The 15,689-nt window shown below is 50.1% G+C and carries 11 protein-coding genes; 4 read left to right on the top strand and 7 right to left on the bottom strand.

Translation table 11 applies throughout. The features are described from left to right. Nucleotides 1-18: 18 nt before the first annotated feature. Entirely contained in the window at nt 19-1,950 is a 1,932-nt protein-coding gene (locus DESTI_RS11710) for a DUF294 nucleotidyltransferase-like domain-containing protein (protein WP_014810173.1), read from the bottom strand. Nucleotides 1,951-2,063: 113 nt separating this feature from the next. Next, a complete protein-coding gene (locus tag DESTI_RS11715) occupies nt 2,064-3,992 on the bottom strand; it encodes a DUF294 nucleotidyltransferase-like domain-containing protein (RefSeq protein ID WP_014810174.1) in 1,929 nt (642 codons plus the stop codon). Between the two features lie 830 nt (nt 3,993-4,822). Between DESTI_RS11715 and acs the strand changes: the two genes are divergently transcribed. The 4 genes from acs (at nt 4,823) to DESTI_RS11740 (ending at nt 10,183) form a co-directional block, all read left to right on the top strand. Further along, nucleotides 4,823-6,787 (top strand): acetate--CoA ligase, encoded by a 1,965-nt coding sequence (gene acs / locus DESTI_RS11725; RefSeq protein WP_014810175.1) that lies wholly within the window; start codon nt 4,823-4,825, stop codon nt 6,785-6,787. A 69-nt stretch (nt 6,788-6,856) separates the two neighbouring features. Then, nucleotides 6,857-7,345 (top strand): GNAT family N-acetyltransferase, encoded by a 489-nt coding sequence (locus DESTI_RS11730; protein WP_014810176.1) that lies wholly within the window; start codon nt 6,857-6,859, stop codon nt 7,343-7,345. A gap of 9 nt (nt 7,346-7,354) precedes the next feature. Then, on the top strand, nt 7,355-8,395 hold the full coding sequence (locus tag DESTI_RS11735; RefSeq protein WP_014810177.1) for a histone deacetylase family protein: 1,041 nt from the start codon (nt 7,355-7,357) through the stop codon (nt 8,393-8,395). Nucleotides 8,396-8,461: 66 nt separating this feature from the next. Then, a complete protein-coding gene (locus DESTI_RS11740; protein ID WP_014810178.1) occupies nt 8,462-10,183 on the top strand; it encodes an AMP-binding protein in 1,722 nt (573 codons plus the stop codon). Between the two features lie 48 nt (nt 10,184-10,231). Here DESTI_RS11740 and DESTI_RS11745 read toward each other — a convergent pair whose 3' ends face one another. The 5 genes from DESTI_RS11745 to DESTI_RS11765 all read right to left on the bottom strand — a co-directional run bounded on the left by DESTI_RS11745 (nt 10,232) and on the right by DESTI_RS11765 (nt 14,700). Continuing rightward, nucleotides 10,232-11,008 (bottom strand): dihydropteroate synthase, encoded by a 777-nt coding sequence (locus tag DESTI_RS11745; protein ID WP_014810179.1) that lies wholly within the window; start codon nt 11,006-11,008, stop codon nt 10,232-10,234. Nucleotides 11,009-11,240: 232 nt separating this feature from the next. Beyond that, entirely contained in the window at nt 11,241-11,819 is a 579-nt protein-coding gene (locus DESTI_RS11750) for a cyclodeaminase/cyclohydrolase family protein (RefSeq protein ID WP_014810180.1), read from the bottom strand. Between the two features lie 28 nt (nt 11,820-11,847). Continuing rightward, nucleotides 11,848-12,909: an SPFH domain-containing protein gene (locus tag DESTI_RS11755; RefSeq protein ID WP_014810181.1), complete on the bottom strand. Its 1,062-nt coding sequence runs from the start codon at nt 12,907-12,909 to the stop codon at nt 11,848-11,850. A gap of 408 nt (nt 12,910-13,317) precedes the next feature. Next, nucleotides 13,318-13,854 (bottom strand): rhodanese-like domain-containing protein, encoded by a 537-nt coding sequence (locus DESTI_RS11760; RefSeq protein WP_052316038.1) that lies wholly within the window; start codon nt 13,852-13,854, stop codon nt 13,318-13,320. A gap of 243 nt (nt 13,855-14,097) precedes the next feature. Further along, nucleotides 14,098-14,700, bottom strand: coding sequence for a rhodanese-like domain-containing protein (locus DESTI_RS11765; protein ID WP_041286165.1), 603 nt, complete (start codon nt 14,698-14,700; stop codon nt 14,098-14,100). Nucleotides 14,701-15,689 lie beyond the last annotated feature (989 nt).

The following is a 15,689-nucleotide window of genomic DNA, read 5'->3' on the forward strand; positions in this document are numbered from 1 at the left end:
TTCGTAACTGAATGGTTACTATTCGGCGACTCTGAACTCATCCTTCACATACGTCTGAATTCTACCGATTACAGCAAAGGATTCCTTGAGTGTCTGCTTTTCGAGATCCGACAACTCAGCCGGATCGATATGGTTGTGCGGTGCCTGCCCTATTTCCATCATACGCAGTTGATGAACAAGTCTGAGTTGCATTTGAAACTCGTACGCTTCTCGAGTCTCCACGTAAAGCTCCCGCGGAATATGACCGTTCTCTGAGAGCGTGTCGAGTCGATCCAGTGTATTGGTCTCCTTTACGCCATGCCTCAAGGCCATGAGACGGGCGAAATCGACGAAGGGCACCATGCCGCGAGTTTTTATGTCGAGACGGTTCTTGTATTTGCCGTCCTTTTCCACCATGAAGTTTCTGAAGAAAGTAAGTGGAGGTTTGCTCTGCAGACAATCTTTCGCGAGATGCATCAGGAAAATTCCCTTGGAAGGCGCCTGCAAAGCAAGATAATCCCTTAAACGCTCACCGAGACTTACCTGACCGTATCCAGGTCTGAAATCGAAGAAGATGGTCGCATTCAACACTTCTTCGGGTTCCGGTGCGGAAATCCATCTGTCGAAGTAACCTTTCCATACTGAATAGGGTTTGCGCCACCGAGGGTTGGAAGCCATCATTTCCCCTTTGCACAAGGGATATCCACAGGCTTCCAGGTGCTGTATCGCCCGATTCCCGAATCGGCGAAAGTACAATTTGGCAGTCTTTATCGCTTCCCAATCGTCTTCGGGAGTCTGATAGATAAGCGCATTATCCTGATCGGTCTTGAACGTTTGTTCCTTGCGTCCTTCGCTGCCGAACATTATCCAGCAGAACGGATTCGGTGCCGGTCCCATCTCTTCGTAAAGCAGAGTCAGCAGCCGGTGCACAATGTGGTCGTTTAGGACCGTAATCATACGGGTCACATTGTTGGCTTTGGCTCCTTCTTCCACAAGTGACCTGACAACGAGCGGCACCTTTTGAGACAGCGAGTACAATCCCTCGATCTGACGCTGGGCCACTATTTCACGGAAAAGGTAGAGTGGCGATGTCCCTTGGTGAACCATTATGTCGTGTGCCGTGACTACTCCGATTATCTCATTGCCGCGTTCCACCGCGAGATGATGCACCTGCTCGTTCATCATCTGCAGAAGAGCGTCAAAACAAACCACATGGGATGGTATAGTCTTCACCGGGCTTGACATGATCTCGGCAACTGGGGCATCGTAGCCCATTCCGGTGGCTACTACTTTGGTACGGAGATCTTTATCTGTGATTATCCCTGCAATTTCTCCTGCCTGGTCCTCGATGAGGAGCGAGCCTATAGCCAGTTCGGACATGTGCTTCGCTGCCTGCTGTATGCTCATGGACGCGTGGATAATCTCGGGAAGTCGCTTGATTACATCCTTGATCTCCAGACTGAACAGATAAAAAGCATCTTGAGACCGAGCTCTGAATTTTCTGCTGCGAAGCTCGTTGTATGCATTGTACACGACGTCTTCCGAAAAACGTTTCAGATAATATTGCGCAAACTTGGGATTGTTCTGGATAAGATCCAGAAAAGCTTCTTTTTCCAGAAGAAAGCAGAAGGTGTCCTCGACCGTTTCTACATTCAGATTGGCCTTCGATCCTCTGATGAGTCCAAGAGCACCGAAGTATCCTCCTTCTCCACGGAAATCTTTCAAGGTGACCGCCCCGTCGACATCCGTCAGGTACACCTTTACGCCGCCTCTGTAGATCAGGTACATGTGCGTGACTTCGCTGACGTCCTGTTGAAGCACCAGGGTATCTTTCGGAAAGAAGTCTACAGTGCAATGATTGGCAAGATCTCTTTGAGCATCGTCATCCAGCTCGTTGAATGGAATCGTTTTTCGAAGGAAATCCAGGACAACTTCCGGATCGGCCTCATGGAAAATTGATTGCTGATTCATGCAACCTCCCACGGGATGGAGAGTGGTCAAATATAGCACGTGATGAACAAAGAATGCACGTACATCCTCTGTGGCCGATCATTCGCATACCCCTGCCTCTATGAGGCAAGGCATCAGACAGCGATCGGAAACTGTTGTTTGACATGGACAAGCATCCGATTGATTACGGAAAATACCTCTTTCAGCATCTTTCTTTCCAATTCTGAAAGCTCGCCGGGGTCTATGAAATTTTCGGGCACCATACCGGATTCTACCATTTCAAGTTGCCGGACCAGGAGGAGTTGCATGAGAAATTCATATGCCTCCCGAATGTCTACATGCAACTCTTCTGAAAAGCAGCCTCTATCCATAAGTAGCTGCAACCGCCGAATCGTATTGGTTTCCGGGATGCCCTGCCGCAAAGCGAGTAATCGGGCGAAATTGACAAAAGGTGCCAATCCCCTGGTCTTCACATCCAGACGATTGCGCTGCAGCCCGTCTTTTTCTACGACAAAGTGTCTGAAAAAAGAGAGTGGAGGCCAGTTCAAGAGACACTCGCCCGCCATGTGCATCATGAATACGGTTTGACGTTCTGCCCAGGAGACGACCTGCTTCCGCAATTCCTGCCCAAGAGACACTGTTCCGGCATCAGGGCGAAAATCGAAAAATGTTACGGCAAGAGAGACCTCCTGGGGATCCGGGGTACAAATCCAGTTATTAAAGTAGTTCCTCCACACGGATACCGGCTTTCGCCAGGAAGGATTTGAGGCCATGAGACCACTCTTACATCGAGGATAACCGCAATCGAGCAGGCGATCCACCGTCAAGCGAGACAGAGTCTCAAAGTAGGCTTCGGCGGTTCGGCGCTCCCGATCGTTTGCCGGATCTCCGTACATGAGAGCGTTGTCCTGGTCGGCTTTCAGAATTTGCTCTTTGCGCCCGTTACTACCCAGCGTTATCCAGCAAAACGGGACTGGCGGCGGGCCTATTTCCTGCTGTAAGAGGTCCAGGATACCGCTCAAAATCCTGTCATTGAGAACCGTGATCATAGGAGTGATTTCGCTGGCTTTTGCCCCTTGCTCGAGTAGAGCGCGCACAAGATTCGGGATTCTCCGCGAAAGAGTGCAAAGTCCCTCGATACTCTTGGGGGCCACTGTTTCCCTGAGAAGATACGTCGGTGAAACACCCTGAAAAACCATCATGTCGTGGGTCGTCACCATGCCGATAATCTCTTGCAAGTGCTCCACCGCCAGGTGATCTACTTGCTCCTGCATCATCGTCAATAGTGCTTCGAAGCACGTTGCCTGAGCCGGGATGGTAAGTACGGGCGAAACCATAATGGACTCAAGAGTGGCATTACCGTCCAGAGCTTCAGCCACCACCTTGCTTCGCATATCTGTATCCGTGACAATGCCCGTTACCCTGTAAGAGTCGTCTCCAACCAGCAAGGACCCGATTCCCATGCGGGTCATACGCAATGCAGCGTCCTGAATCGTTGTGGAACAAGGCACTACTTGGGGCTGATTCTTGACAATATCGCGCACTTGATAACTGAAAAGATGCACAGACTTCCGGCGCCCGGGATGCATATGTTCGTCACGTAATTCGGCGTATGCGGAAGACATGAGGTCTTCAGAGATAGGATCCAAATAGAAGCGCTCAAATCGGGGATATTTCCTCACGAGATGAAGCAGATCATCCTTGGGCAGGAGAAAGCAAAACGTATCCTCCAACGTCTCGACATTGAAATCCGCTTTCCTGCCGCGAAGTATGGATGCCGCTCCAAATGTTTCTCCTTCGCAACTGTAATCCTTGAGAATCGTACCTGGACGCGATCCTGTCAGATAAGTCTTCACTGCTCCCTTTTGGATCAAATGGAGGTGCATGACATCCGTTACGCCTTCGCGCAAAATAAGAGTCCCCCGAGGAAAAAAGTCAATAATCCATTTGCGCGCGACATCTTCGAGAGTACGATTTTCCAGCTCACTGAAAGGAAGCGTGTTTCGCAAGACCTCGAAAACAACGGCAGGCGTTACAGAATAGGATAGGAGTCTTCTATTCACTGAGCCTCCTGGGCGAAATTCCGCGATCAATCGGAACTGGAACCCTGTATCAGTGATGGGTAATACGCTTTCTCGATACTGAAAATTCTAACACAGTTTACTCCAGAAAATCTCCATGTAAGCTCAGAATTTGTTTCTAAATTACGCCTCGTGGACATCCATTGTGAAACGGCCCGTATGAAAGGACAACCGTGAATCCAAGTCGCAGGAAATGCCCCAAAACTCAAACCGAGATTTTAGAAACGTACTTGACAGAGGTCTTCTCTGAGGTGTAATTCTAACAATATATAATTTGTTTGTCAGGAATCTTGATGTTTTTCCCGGAGTGCTCCAAAATCTCGCCTGGAATGAATTCTGTTCACCGATTTTCGGGCAAGAGCCGCATTAGTGTCCTCGCATTTTCCAGTATACTTTTGGCGCCGAATGGAACACTCATTATCGGGGATTCTCCTTCTGAAAAGAAGTTTTCTTCGAAGGAAGCTCATGGAGTTTGTTAACTCTCCGTTATCACATATCGCCGGAGTCCTGATAAGAATCAGGCACAGCCATTCCACATTCTTTCCTTGTATGTATTCAGTGAATCCCGGGTCTGGTAGGATTTATTGAGGCCGCTCGGGAAACTTTCGATCCTGAGAGGCTTTGGACGCAGTCATCGTAAGAAACGGACGGTTCAGGCAATTAACACTGGAGTTTCAATCCGCAACAGTCGGCAAAAGACAAATGCGAGCGATAAGTCTCGGGGAATAGAAGGGAATCAATCAAGGGGGAGTACTTTCCTCGAATTCCGAGAGACTCTGTCCTAACAACACAGAACAAGGAGGTTTGAGGCTATGGAGAATACTCCAAAATGGTACGACGCTCATCTTCAAGACTATCGCAAGGTCGCTTACATCAAGAGCAAAGAGGAATACGACGAGCTCTATAACCGATCTATTAATGATATCGACCGCTTCTGGAGCGAGCAAGCCGACAAATATCTCACCTTTGAGAAAAGATGGGATTCCGTTCTGAAGTATGATTTCAATACCGCCGACATCGAATGGTTCGGAGGCGGCATTCTCAACGCCTCTTACAATTGCCTGGATAAGCATGTTGATAAACTAAAGAATAAAGTCGCCTACTATTGGGAAGGCGACAATCCCGCAGAATCAAAAGTGGTTACCTATCTGGAACTCTATAATGAAGTCAACAAGTTTGCTGCCGTGCTCCTGGCCAACGGTGTGAAAAAAGGTGACCGTGTAATTATTTACCTCCCCATGATCGTCGAACTTCCGGTGGCGATGCTGGCGTGCGCCCGCATTGGAGCCGTGCACGGCGTGATCTTCGGAGGATTCAGCGCCGAGTCCATCGCGAGCCGTATCCAAGACTGCGGTGCAAAAATTGTCGTCACGGTGGACGGCGGCTTCAGGGCAGGTAAACCTCTGCCGCTCAAGAAGAATGTGGACGAGGCGCTCACCAGATGTCCCGAAGTCACGAAAGTGATCGTTTTCAAGCATGCCGGCATGGACCTGAAACTCGATCCCAGCAAAGAGATCTGGTGGCACGAAGCAATGGCGGACCCGAATCTGCCTTCGTACGTCAAGCCGGAGCCAATGTCATCGGAAGATCCCTTGTTCATTCTGTACACCAGTGGCAGCACCGGAAAACCCAAAGGGGTACTGCACACCCATGCCGGATACCTGCTTCACGCTGCCATGACGAATCGGCTTGTGTTCGATTTGAAGGATGATGAGACATTCTGGTGCACTGCAGACATCGGATGGATCACCGGCCATAGCTACACTGTGTACGGACCTTTGATCAATGGCTTCACAAGCGTGCTTTTCGAAGGAGTGCCCAATTACCCGGGATGGGACAGGTACTGGGAAATCGTGGCAAAACGTAAGGTAGACAAATTCTACACCGCACCGACAGTAATCAGGTCTCTTGCGCGAGAAGGTGCCGGCTGGGTAGAGAAACACGACCTGAGTTCCCTCAAACTGCTTGGGACCGTGGGAGAGCCCATCAACCCCGAGGCCTGGAGATGGTATTATCACTACGTGGGACGCGATTGGTGCCCCATAGTCGACACTTGGTGGCAGACAGAGACCGGCGGCCAGATGATTACTCCGTTGCCTGCAGTCGCACCCATAAAACCGGGTTCGTGCAGTTTTCCGTTCTTCGGGATCGATCCGGTGATTTTGGACCCTGATACAGGTGAAGAAGTCAAGTACCCCGGACAGGAAGGAGCGCTCTTCATTCGTAAGCCGTGGCCGGGAATGGCCAGAACCGTTTTCGGCGATCATCAGAGGTTCATCGATACCTATTTCAGCCGTATTCCGGGAATGTACTTTACCGGTGACGGAGCGAAACAGGACGAAGATGGTTATTTCTGGATAGCCGGTCGTATAGACGACGTTATCAACGTGTCCGGTCACCGGCTGGGCACGGCGGAAGTCGAGTCCGCCCTTGTTCTTCATCCGGATGTCGCGGAAGCTGCAGTTGTCGGTTTTCCGCATCCCATCAAAGGCCAGGGCATTTACGCTTTCGTGACCTTAAACCAGGGGGTAGCCAAGACTGACGAACTGAGGAAAGGTCTGGTGAACCTCGTGCGTCAACAGATCGGGCCTATCGCAACTCCGGATGCCATCCAGTGGGCTGATGCTTTGCCCAAAACGCGCAGCGGCAAGATCATGCGAAGGCTGCTGAGGAAGATAAGTGCCGGCCAGATAGACGATCTGGGCGACACCACAACAATTGCCGATCCCTCCGTGGTGGATACACTCGTCAAGGGACGCGTAGTTCTCAACGCTTAATCACTACAAGACGGCATCCGAGTCTTTCCAATCTTTTCGGGTGCCGTCATTGTCTCAAGACCCCTAAATATGGCTCAGGTACAGAGGCTGACGTACATCGACAAATTGGGTGATGCGTACGATATGGGACCCGCGCGGGACGAGGATCGGGCGCTGCTCATCCAAATGTACGAATGTTTCGTCCCGAAAGCTGTAACTCAGGGGCTACCTCCTGCCAACCCCGACACTCGCCTGGAATGGATCTTAGGTCTCTTGGCGGATGGAGAGAATTTCCTAGCGTGGCAGGAAGGCAAAGTAGTCGGTCACTGTTCGCTTATTCTCGATGAATCTATGACGAATGGTGAATACCTGATCTTTGTAAGCAATACACATAGAAATCGAGGACTTGGAACCGGTTTGACGGCAATGGCTGTGGAAAGGGCGCGGGAACTGGGCCTGGACACCATCTGGCTCACAGTGGAAGCGCTGAATTTCAGAGCTATCAAGCTGTACAAGAAAATTGGTTTTGTCTTCTGCGACTCGGGAGAACGAGAGCGGATAATGATTCTGCGCTTGTGAGCCGGACCTATGATTCTGAAAGTCGGCGTGGTTCGAGATGATCGGTATTTGCTGCATCAGACAGGGTTGGATCATCCTGAACGGGCAGCACGTCTGAAGACCGTGTATCGCATGCTGGACAAAGAATTCGCCGACGCCTTGATCACTATCGAGCCTGAACCAGCTACTCTCGAACATCTCGAACTGGTACATACTCCGGCATTTATTCGGAAAATCCTCAAGACCTCGGAGCACGATTTCATCAATCTGGCTCCGGACACTCCAGTGAGCTCGCAGTCGTATATCTCTGCCTGGCTTGCTGCAGGGGGATGTATTCGGGGACTTCAGGCATTGCTGTCCGGTCGATGCGATGCCGTATTTTGTCTGGTCCGTCCGCCCGGACATCACGCAACGCCCGATAAAGCAGGTGGATATTGCATTTTCAACAATATCGGAATTGCGGCCAAATATGCCATAGAGCGTCATGGCTTCAGGCGTATCCTGATACTGGACTTCGACATTCATCATGGTAACGGTATTCAGGATCTTTTTTACGAAGACGATTCGGTCCTTTATTTATCGACCCATTCTTTAGGAAGGTATCCGCACACGGGGGAATGGAGTGAAACGGGGACAGGCAGGGGACTGGGATATTCGGTGAACATTCCCGTTCCCAATGACATTTCGGACATGGATTTTCTCTATATGTATTGGAAATTGCTCGGACCGATCATGAGGTACTACAGACCAGAACTGATACTCGTTGCGGCAGGCTTCGACGGCCATCATCGCGATCCCATCGGACGAACGCAACTCACTGAACAAGCTTTTCGTTGGATAACGGAAGCAATACTGGAATTGAGAGATGCTGTGAAAAGTCCTCCGCTGCTTTTTGCTCTGGAAGGCGGCCACGATGCGGCAGCTCTCGCTGATTGCGTTAAACAGGTTCTGGATGTCCTCACCTGGAAGGAACGTCGTCCTCGGATACCTCTGTTGCTGTCGCCGAAAGGCAAGAGTCTCGTGGAACGAGCAGAGGCAGTACATCGAAAATATGGCGTCTGGATTTCTTGATTCCGTACTGACCCATCACCTTGAATTCCTTTGCTTGCAGGATGCAATTCACTGGCAGGGTTGGAGATGATCGAGACAGGAATACCGCCGGACAAAGAAGAAGCGAATCTCGAGACGTATGCTGAGAAAGGTACAAGCTTCTCCTGGGCAGAGTTGGAACGGGAATTCACGTGGTATGAATCCGGCGAGTTGAACATTGTACAGGAAGCCTTGGACAGATGGGCTCGGCTGAGAGATGAAAAATCTCGTAAAGCGCTGATTTTTGAAAAAGCCGGTAAAACCTTGGTGTTCACCTATCAAGAATTACGGGAATCATCGTGTCAGTGGGCAAACCTCCTCACAGAATATGGGTTGACTGTAGGAGATCGCGTTTTTATCTTTCTGCCGCCATGTCCCGAGATTTACTTCTTGATGCTTGCCTGTGCGCGTCTGGGTATCATTTTTTCACCACTCTTTCCCGATCTTTCGTTTGACGAACTTGCGTTTCGCCTGCAAAACGCAAGACCGCGGAGTATCGTCACTCATCCGGATCTTATCGAACGACTCCCGGACCATGCACTGTCCAGCGTCGAACGCATCTTTCTCACTGAAGGAGCCGGAGTCGGTCTCTTTCCTAACGAGTTGCCGATCAAAGACATCATCGGCACGCTCCCTAGGAAGAGCGCTATTAAATGGGTGAGGGGCACCACTCCGCTGTACTTGCTGTACACGTCAGGTTCCACCGGCCCTCCTAAAGGTGTAGTGCACGCCCATATGGATATGATCGGCCATTTGATCACCGCTCGACATGTGCTGAATGTGAAGGAGGGGACGGTGATCTGGACCGACGGAGACCCTGGTTGGGTAACCGGTACCGTGTACGGAGCGTTCGCTCCCTGGCTCTGCGGAGCTACATCAGTGATCCAAGGAGATCGATTCTCGGCATCCACCTGGTACAGAACCTTGGAACGGCACAAGGTGGAGATCTGGTACACGACGCCGCGAACCTTGACGCGGCTCGCCGAAGCTGGAGACGATCTGCCCCGGCGATACGATTTTTCCCGCTTGCGCCACATTGCGACGGTAGGTGAGATGCTCAGGCCCGATCAATTTGCTTGGACCCGGGAAACACTGAAGCTGCCGCCTCACGACACATGGTGGATGACCGAGACAGGAATGATATGCATAGCAAATTACCAGTCCATGAGTATCAAGCCGGGCAGCATGGGTAAGGTTATTCCGGGAATTGAGGCTGCAGTTCTGGACGAGAATGGCGAACCACTTCCCCCGATGACTCTCGGTGAACTTGCATTACGTCCGGATTGGCCGGCACTCATGACAGGAATCTGGCAGGATGCAGCCCGTTATCAAGATTACTTCCGGTTCCGAAATTGGTTTCTTACCGGTGACATGGTTACCATGGACGAAGACGGTTATTTCTTTCACTACGGCCGGAATGACGATCTCATTAAAATTGGCGAAAAGATTATAGGACCGTATGAAGTCGAGCAGGTCCTTGCGTTTCATCCGGCAGTTGCAGAAGCAGTAGCTATATCTGTCGGGTCTGCATCAGCAAAGACGTATGTGAAAGCGTTTGTCATGGTGAGCAAAGGCTTCACGGCCTCGGCAAGTCTGAATCATCAGATGAAAGCATTTCTGAAAGCGAATATCTCTCAGGACTTGCCGCTCGCTGATATCGAGTTTATGGAAGAATTGCCTAAAACACGATCCGGAAAGTTGCTCCGAAGAGTCTTGCGTGCACGAGAAAAGGGATTGCCTTCCGGAGATCCTGCTCGATTAAAGGAATAGATCCCTGAGATTACGATGCGCAGTGCCGTTGACGATTGCTTTGTCGGCTCAATCCGTGGTGGTAGGAACAATTTGCCTGATTAGGTCTATGGTAGGTTTCAATTCCGATTTGAGTACGTTCATGAGTGCCATGCTGAGACCTGCTCCGGCAAAAAGAGCGAGGCACGTCTCTTCTATTTTAATGGAATAACGCGTTTTCTGTCCGCTTCGCAGGTTCGATAGGCCTATCATTGTTCGAACCGGTTCAGAGAATACGGCTCCGCTTGCCAGGAGGTTCACTGCCTTCAAGCCTTCGGAGATTCTCAGGTACGCGTCATCCCAACTCAAGCTCGGCAACACAGGATCGAACACCAGATCTTCGGTTCTCAATCCCGCATTCAAACAGTGTTCCCTCAGTTCCACCGCTATCGCGATCTTTTCCTCCATAGTCGGGGGAGTAAACGATTTCGCATCCATGATCAGAAGAATCAGGGGCGTTCCATGTTCCACAGCCAACGGGAGAATTTCATTTAGTTTTTGGGGCTCCAGGGAAAGAGCATTCAGGAAAGGAGTTGCTTTGCACACCGACAGCCCTCTGGCAAGAACTCCTGCATTTGGGCTATCCAGAATGAGACGCGCCGATACGACTTCCTGGACCGCTTCCACGAGAAATGCCATGCGATCTTCTTTTCGTCTCGAGAGATAGCCCGGATTGATGTCGATGAACTGCGTCCCTTTTTGAACACACGCTTTGGCAAGTTCCTGGATGGGTTCAGGATCGAGTGATTCCATTGCTCGTGAAACAATGGGGTTCATGGCATTGATATTATCTGCAACGACAAGCATCTCACTGTCTCTCTGTGCGTTCCTTCAGAGCATAGGCGCTAACTTACCGTGTTTTTGGTCGTTTGTTCCGGAGGAACAACTGACAATAGGCCGGCGATTCATCGCCGGTTAAGGAAAAATCTAATGATTTTCGAGTCCCGGAGGGACGGCTGATACACAAATTCCCGGTAATGAATTACCGGGCTATTTTCTTTAGTCCCTGCGGGACAAGGAATTGCAGAAAAGTTAGCGCCTATGCCCCCAGGGTAGACATTGTCTGGTTGAACTGAGTCTCCACTTGATCCAACAAAGTTTGAAACCGCTGCTCATACGAGGATACGTGTCCCCGTTCTCTCATGAGCAGCAGATTGGCCGAAGTTATGTGAGATGCGCCGTATATAGCTGCGCGAGCGAATTCCGCAGCAACCTGCAAATCGGATATAAGATGTTTTCGGCACAAGGAACCCACATCCGCGATGCATTTCAGAATCCTCAACCCTGATTGCATGATGTTCAAAGGACATTCTACAGCCGATTCCATGCTCGAGATCAATTCCGAGCCGGTGATGCCTGCCTTCCGCACTCGTGCCAACTCAAGATATGCTTGCACGTCCTGTTCACACCATTGGGCACAGTCCTTTTGCAGTACGACAACGGTAGAGAGCATTCTCGTTAAGACAGATTCACTTCCTGAATTCTCGTTCCGCTGCAGCTCGATACGGACGATCTTCTCAACGATCGCCACGGAGAGGAGCGCACCGTAAGCCGATGCTGCGCCCCCACCCGGATCGGGTCTCGGCCGGGAAAGGGCTTCTAAGAATGCATCTTTCACAGACATTGCTCAGCAGAATGCGCGGTTATCATGGCAATTTAGTCCCGCACTCCTGACAAAAGCGATCCGCTGCTGCGGCTGCCTTGCCGCACTGAGGACATGATTTCTGTTGTGGCTTGCCACATTCAGGACAAAACTTGGCATCAGGTGTAACAGGTTTTCCGCATTCGCTGCAAAACCGATTGCCTGTACCTGGAGCCGAACTTGGAGCTTGCGACTGTTGCTGATTCTGAGCAACAGAACCTGCCATCTGGTTAGCCATTTGCTGGCCCATGGCAATCCCTGCTCCCATACCGACGAAATCACCCGCTCCACCTGACTTTGCCGCTTCAGGTATCGCCTGAGCAGTCTGAAATTGCGTCAGCCGATTGAGATCGCCGGCTATACCCATTTGGGAGCGAGTATCGAGCATCTTCTCAACTTCAGGCGGCAAAGAGATGTTTTCGATGACGAATCGCGACAAAGAAATACCGTACTTCAGAAACTCCGGATCCATTGACGCTCTAGCCTTTTCTCCCATACTGCGGTAATTGGACGCGAGATCCAGAGCAGCCGTATTGGAAGTCCCCAGTAGTTCGGTGAAATTCGAGACGAGCAAACTTCGCAACTGACCCTGTATTTCGTCTGTTGTGAAATTTCCGTCCGTGCCGACGATTTCTCGAATCAGCAATTCCGGGTCGGTAACACGAATTCCATACGTACCGAAGGCTCGAAGCCGTACGACTCCGAAATCGGGATCCCGCAGCATTACCGGATTCTGAGTGCCCCATTTGAGATCGAGGAAATTCCGTGTACTGACAAAATACACCTCTGCTTTGAAGGGAGATTCGAAACCGTGCCGCCACGATCTGAGGGTCGTCATAATCGGCATGTTCTGTGTCGTGAGACTGTACATACCGGGCGCAAAAATATCTGCTATTCTTCCCTCATTCACGAATACCGCAGTCTGGCCTTCTCGCACCGTAAGCTTGGCTCCCATTTTGATCTCGTTGTCTTTATCCGGGAATCTCCAGACCAGGGTGTCCCCTGTATCGTCGAGCCATGCTATTACCTCTATGAGTTCGCCTTTGATGAAATCTAAAATGCCCATTGTTCAATCCTCTCCCAGTTTCTCCTTACTGAACTATGAATGGCGGAAGATTCAGTTTCTTTGTCGTCATAATATACTACAACGAACAGTTGAAAATCCGATAGGAAAATCGAATTCTACGATACTCGGGGTGTGCTCGGATAATACTTTGAATTGGTGAGCGGAAGAGGCTTCGGAAGAAGAAAAGTCGGGCCGACGTAAGTGTTCAGTTATTCGGGGAAAAATGGGATTCCGAGCTCTGGAGGAGCGAACAAAGAGTAGCCACGGGTGAAACCCGTGGACAGAGCGTCCATAATCCCTGATAAACAACCCTGGCGGGGTCGCCCCTCCGGGGCATTCATCGAACGCCGCATGTAAAGTGAATGCTTACGGGCCGACCGAGATGATCGGCCCGACGAGGAGTAGTTGTTATTCTTCGATAGTGTATTTCTTGGGATCTTCTTTGTCGAAATCCACTTTGCATCTAAGATACTTACCATTCATTCCGGCTTTCTTGAGCACATTGTAGGCCATTTCTGCTCTCGCTCCGGTACCGCAATAGATATACACCGGTTTATCCTTGGGAAGTTCCCCCAAACGTTGTTCCAGTTCATCGAGCGGGATATTGATTGAACTCTCAATTGCACCGGCTTTGGCTTCGGCTGCAGCTCGCACATCGAGGATCACGGCTTTCTTCTGGTTGTCTCCGATTGCTTCCTTGAATAGTGCCAGTTCCACTTCTCCGGGCATGAGCTTACGAACGTACTTTATGGTGGACTCCGCAGGGCCCTTTGCCACCTGTTTACCGGCTTTTTGCCACGCATCGAAGCCTCCGGCCAGGATGCTCGTCTGCTTGTATCCCAGGTCGGAAATGGCTTTGTACGCGTTCTGTGCCGAAGCTATGCTTCCGTCTTGATTGTAAAGTATGATGGCCGCGCTTTTGTACTTCGGAAGCTGACTCTCCAAAGTTTCGATTCCCGCTTCCGGAACCGCGACCGCTTTGGGGATATGACCTTGTTCGATCTGGGATTTGGGGCGCAGATCGAGAAGTATGTACGACGCGTCATTCTTGTCGTAATTCTCTATTGCCGCAACATTCGATACAACAGGGTGACCTGCCTTTTTCCATGCGGGAAGTCCAGCATGAAATACCTTTACATTCTTGAATCCGAGCTTTTCCGCTTTCCTAGCGGCTAATGGGCTAAGAACTCAGGTGTATCCCGCACAGTAGTAGATTTGCAGGGTCTCTTTATCTTTCAGTAATTCATTGGCGAGCTTATCGAATGCAGAGAACGGCATGGAAACGGCCGTGGGTATATGACCTTCAGCATACATGTTTGGGGGCCGACTGTCTAAAAGGAGGTACTTTCCCTTTTCAGGTCCCATAGCTACCAGCTTTGCTATGTCGTCCACTTCCGCAAGCTGTTCTTTCGGGACCTCAATCCCTTTCTTTACTTCAACTTGTGTAGCTACGGTTTTTCCGTCTTTTATCGTGTACTTGATCCGCACGGATTCTTGCTTCGGAATTTCTTTGAAACTCGGAGCATTCTTGAGCACCGTAGCATCGTTAAAGTGGATGATCTCCATATCCTTGTTGATTTGAAGCTGAATGGTGTTTGCCTTGCTCGAGACATCGTAGATCTTGCCAGCGAACAGGTTGGGCGTCTTTGGGTAATCCGCATGGCAATTGATGCAACTGGCGTCGGCCTTTGAGGGGAGCTTGTCATCTTGAGCCGGCGCTGTGAGGGGGTAAGCCGCGCCGATCGCAAGAATTGCGCTCACGAGCACGGATGTGAGCACTATCCGCCACATGGGTACACTCCTTTCCTTCTTGCTTTGAGAAAATATTTGCCCCAAAGGGATATATCGCAATCAGACAATGGGGCTTCGCCTTGGACTGACTGAGTCAGTATATCATAATATATCAATAATCAAAGATCCATTTTTTTCTATATGATGACTCTTTGCAAGATCCCGTGTACAGTCCGAAAACGCCACTAATAAAGCGAAATAGCGTATCGGCAAGGCCGGAATGAACCGAGTCGGAAAAGCGCAAAAAAAAAACCAGGATCCATTCGATCCTGGTTTTCCGAAGTCAAAATTAGTTCGCCTGCAATGTGTCCAACAATTTCCACGTAAGGCGGCGCTACTAATTATCGTGTAACCGGCAACTCATTTCAAGGCGAACTCTCACCACTAATTCTTAGGATACCAATGACTGGCTTTCGGGGGATGTAATAATTGTTTTTGAATTAATGAAAACCCCCGGTCCCCTTTTGAAGAGACGTATTCGGACGCTATCGCCGCCTCACTTGTGGTCTCAATTAAGCAATATGCGTGCCAAACTCTGAGCCGGGGAAATGCTTTATCCTGTGTACCACAAAAATTTGTCACAAACGGGTTTTTGAGTAAAAAAAGCCCGTTTGGTTTTGGTTAGATTCCGGAAGTGCGCGCCGAACCAACAGTACATGCAAGAAAAAGCGATGGATGTTCGGAGAAGCCTCATCACTTCAGTTGGGCGAAATTGACCCATGACATGCTGGGCGGGTAGAATGCGCTCGTTCGAGTAAGGTTAATCAAACCAGCTAGTTGCGCTTCTTTTGGTTTCTGTTAAGGGAGTGTTTTTCTTGCGTTCAGATTAGACAGAGGATTCACGTTCACGCAAATACCCGCAAAATAGAAAGGGAACATCCGAGTGGAGTTCCTTAATGGGGCATAGGCGCTAGCTCTGTTCCAATTCTTTGTCCCAAAGGGACTAAAGAGAATAGCCCGGTAATTCATTGCCGGGAATTTATGTATCA

The sequence above is a fragment of the Desulfomonile tiedjei DSM 6799 genome, assembly GCF_000266945.1.
Lineage (GTDB): Bacteria > Desulfobacterota > Desulfomonilia > Desulfomonilales > Desulfomonilaceae > Desulfomonile > Desulfomonile tiedjei.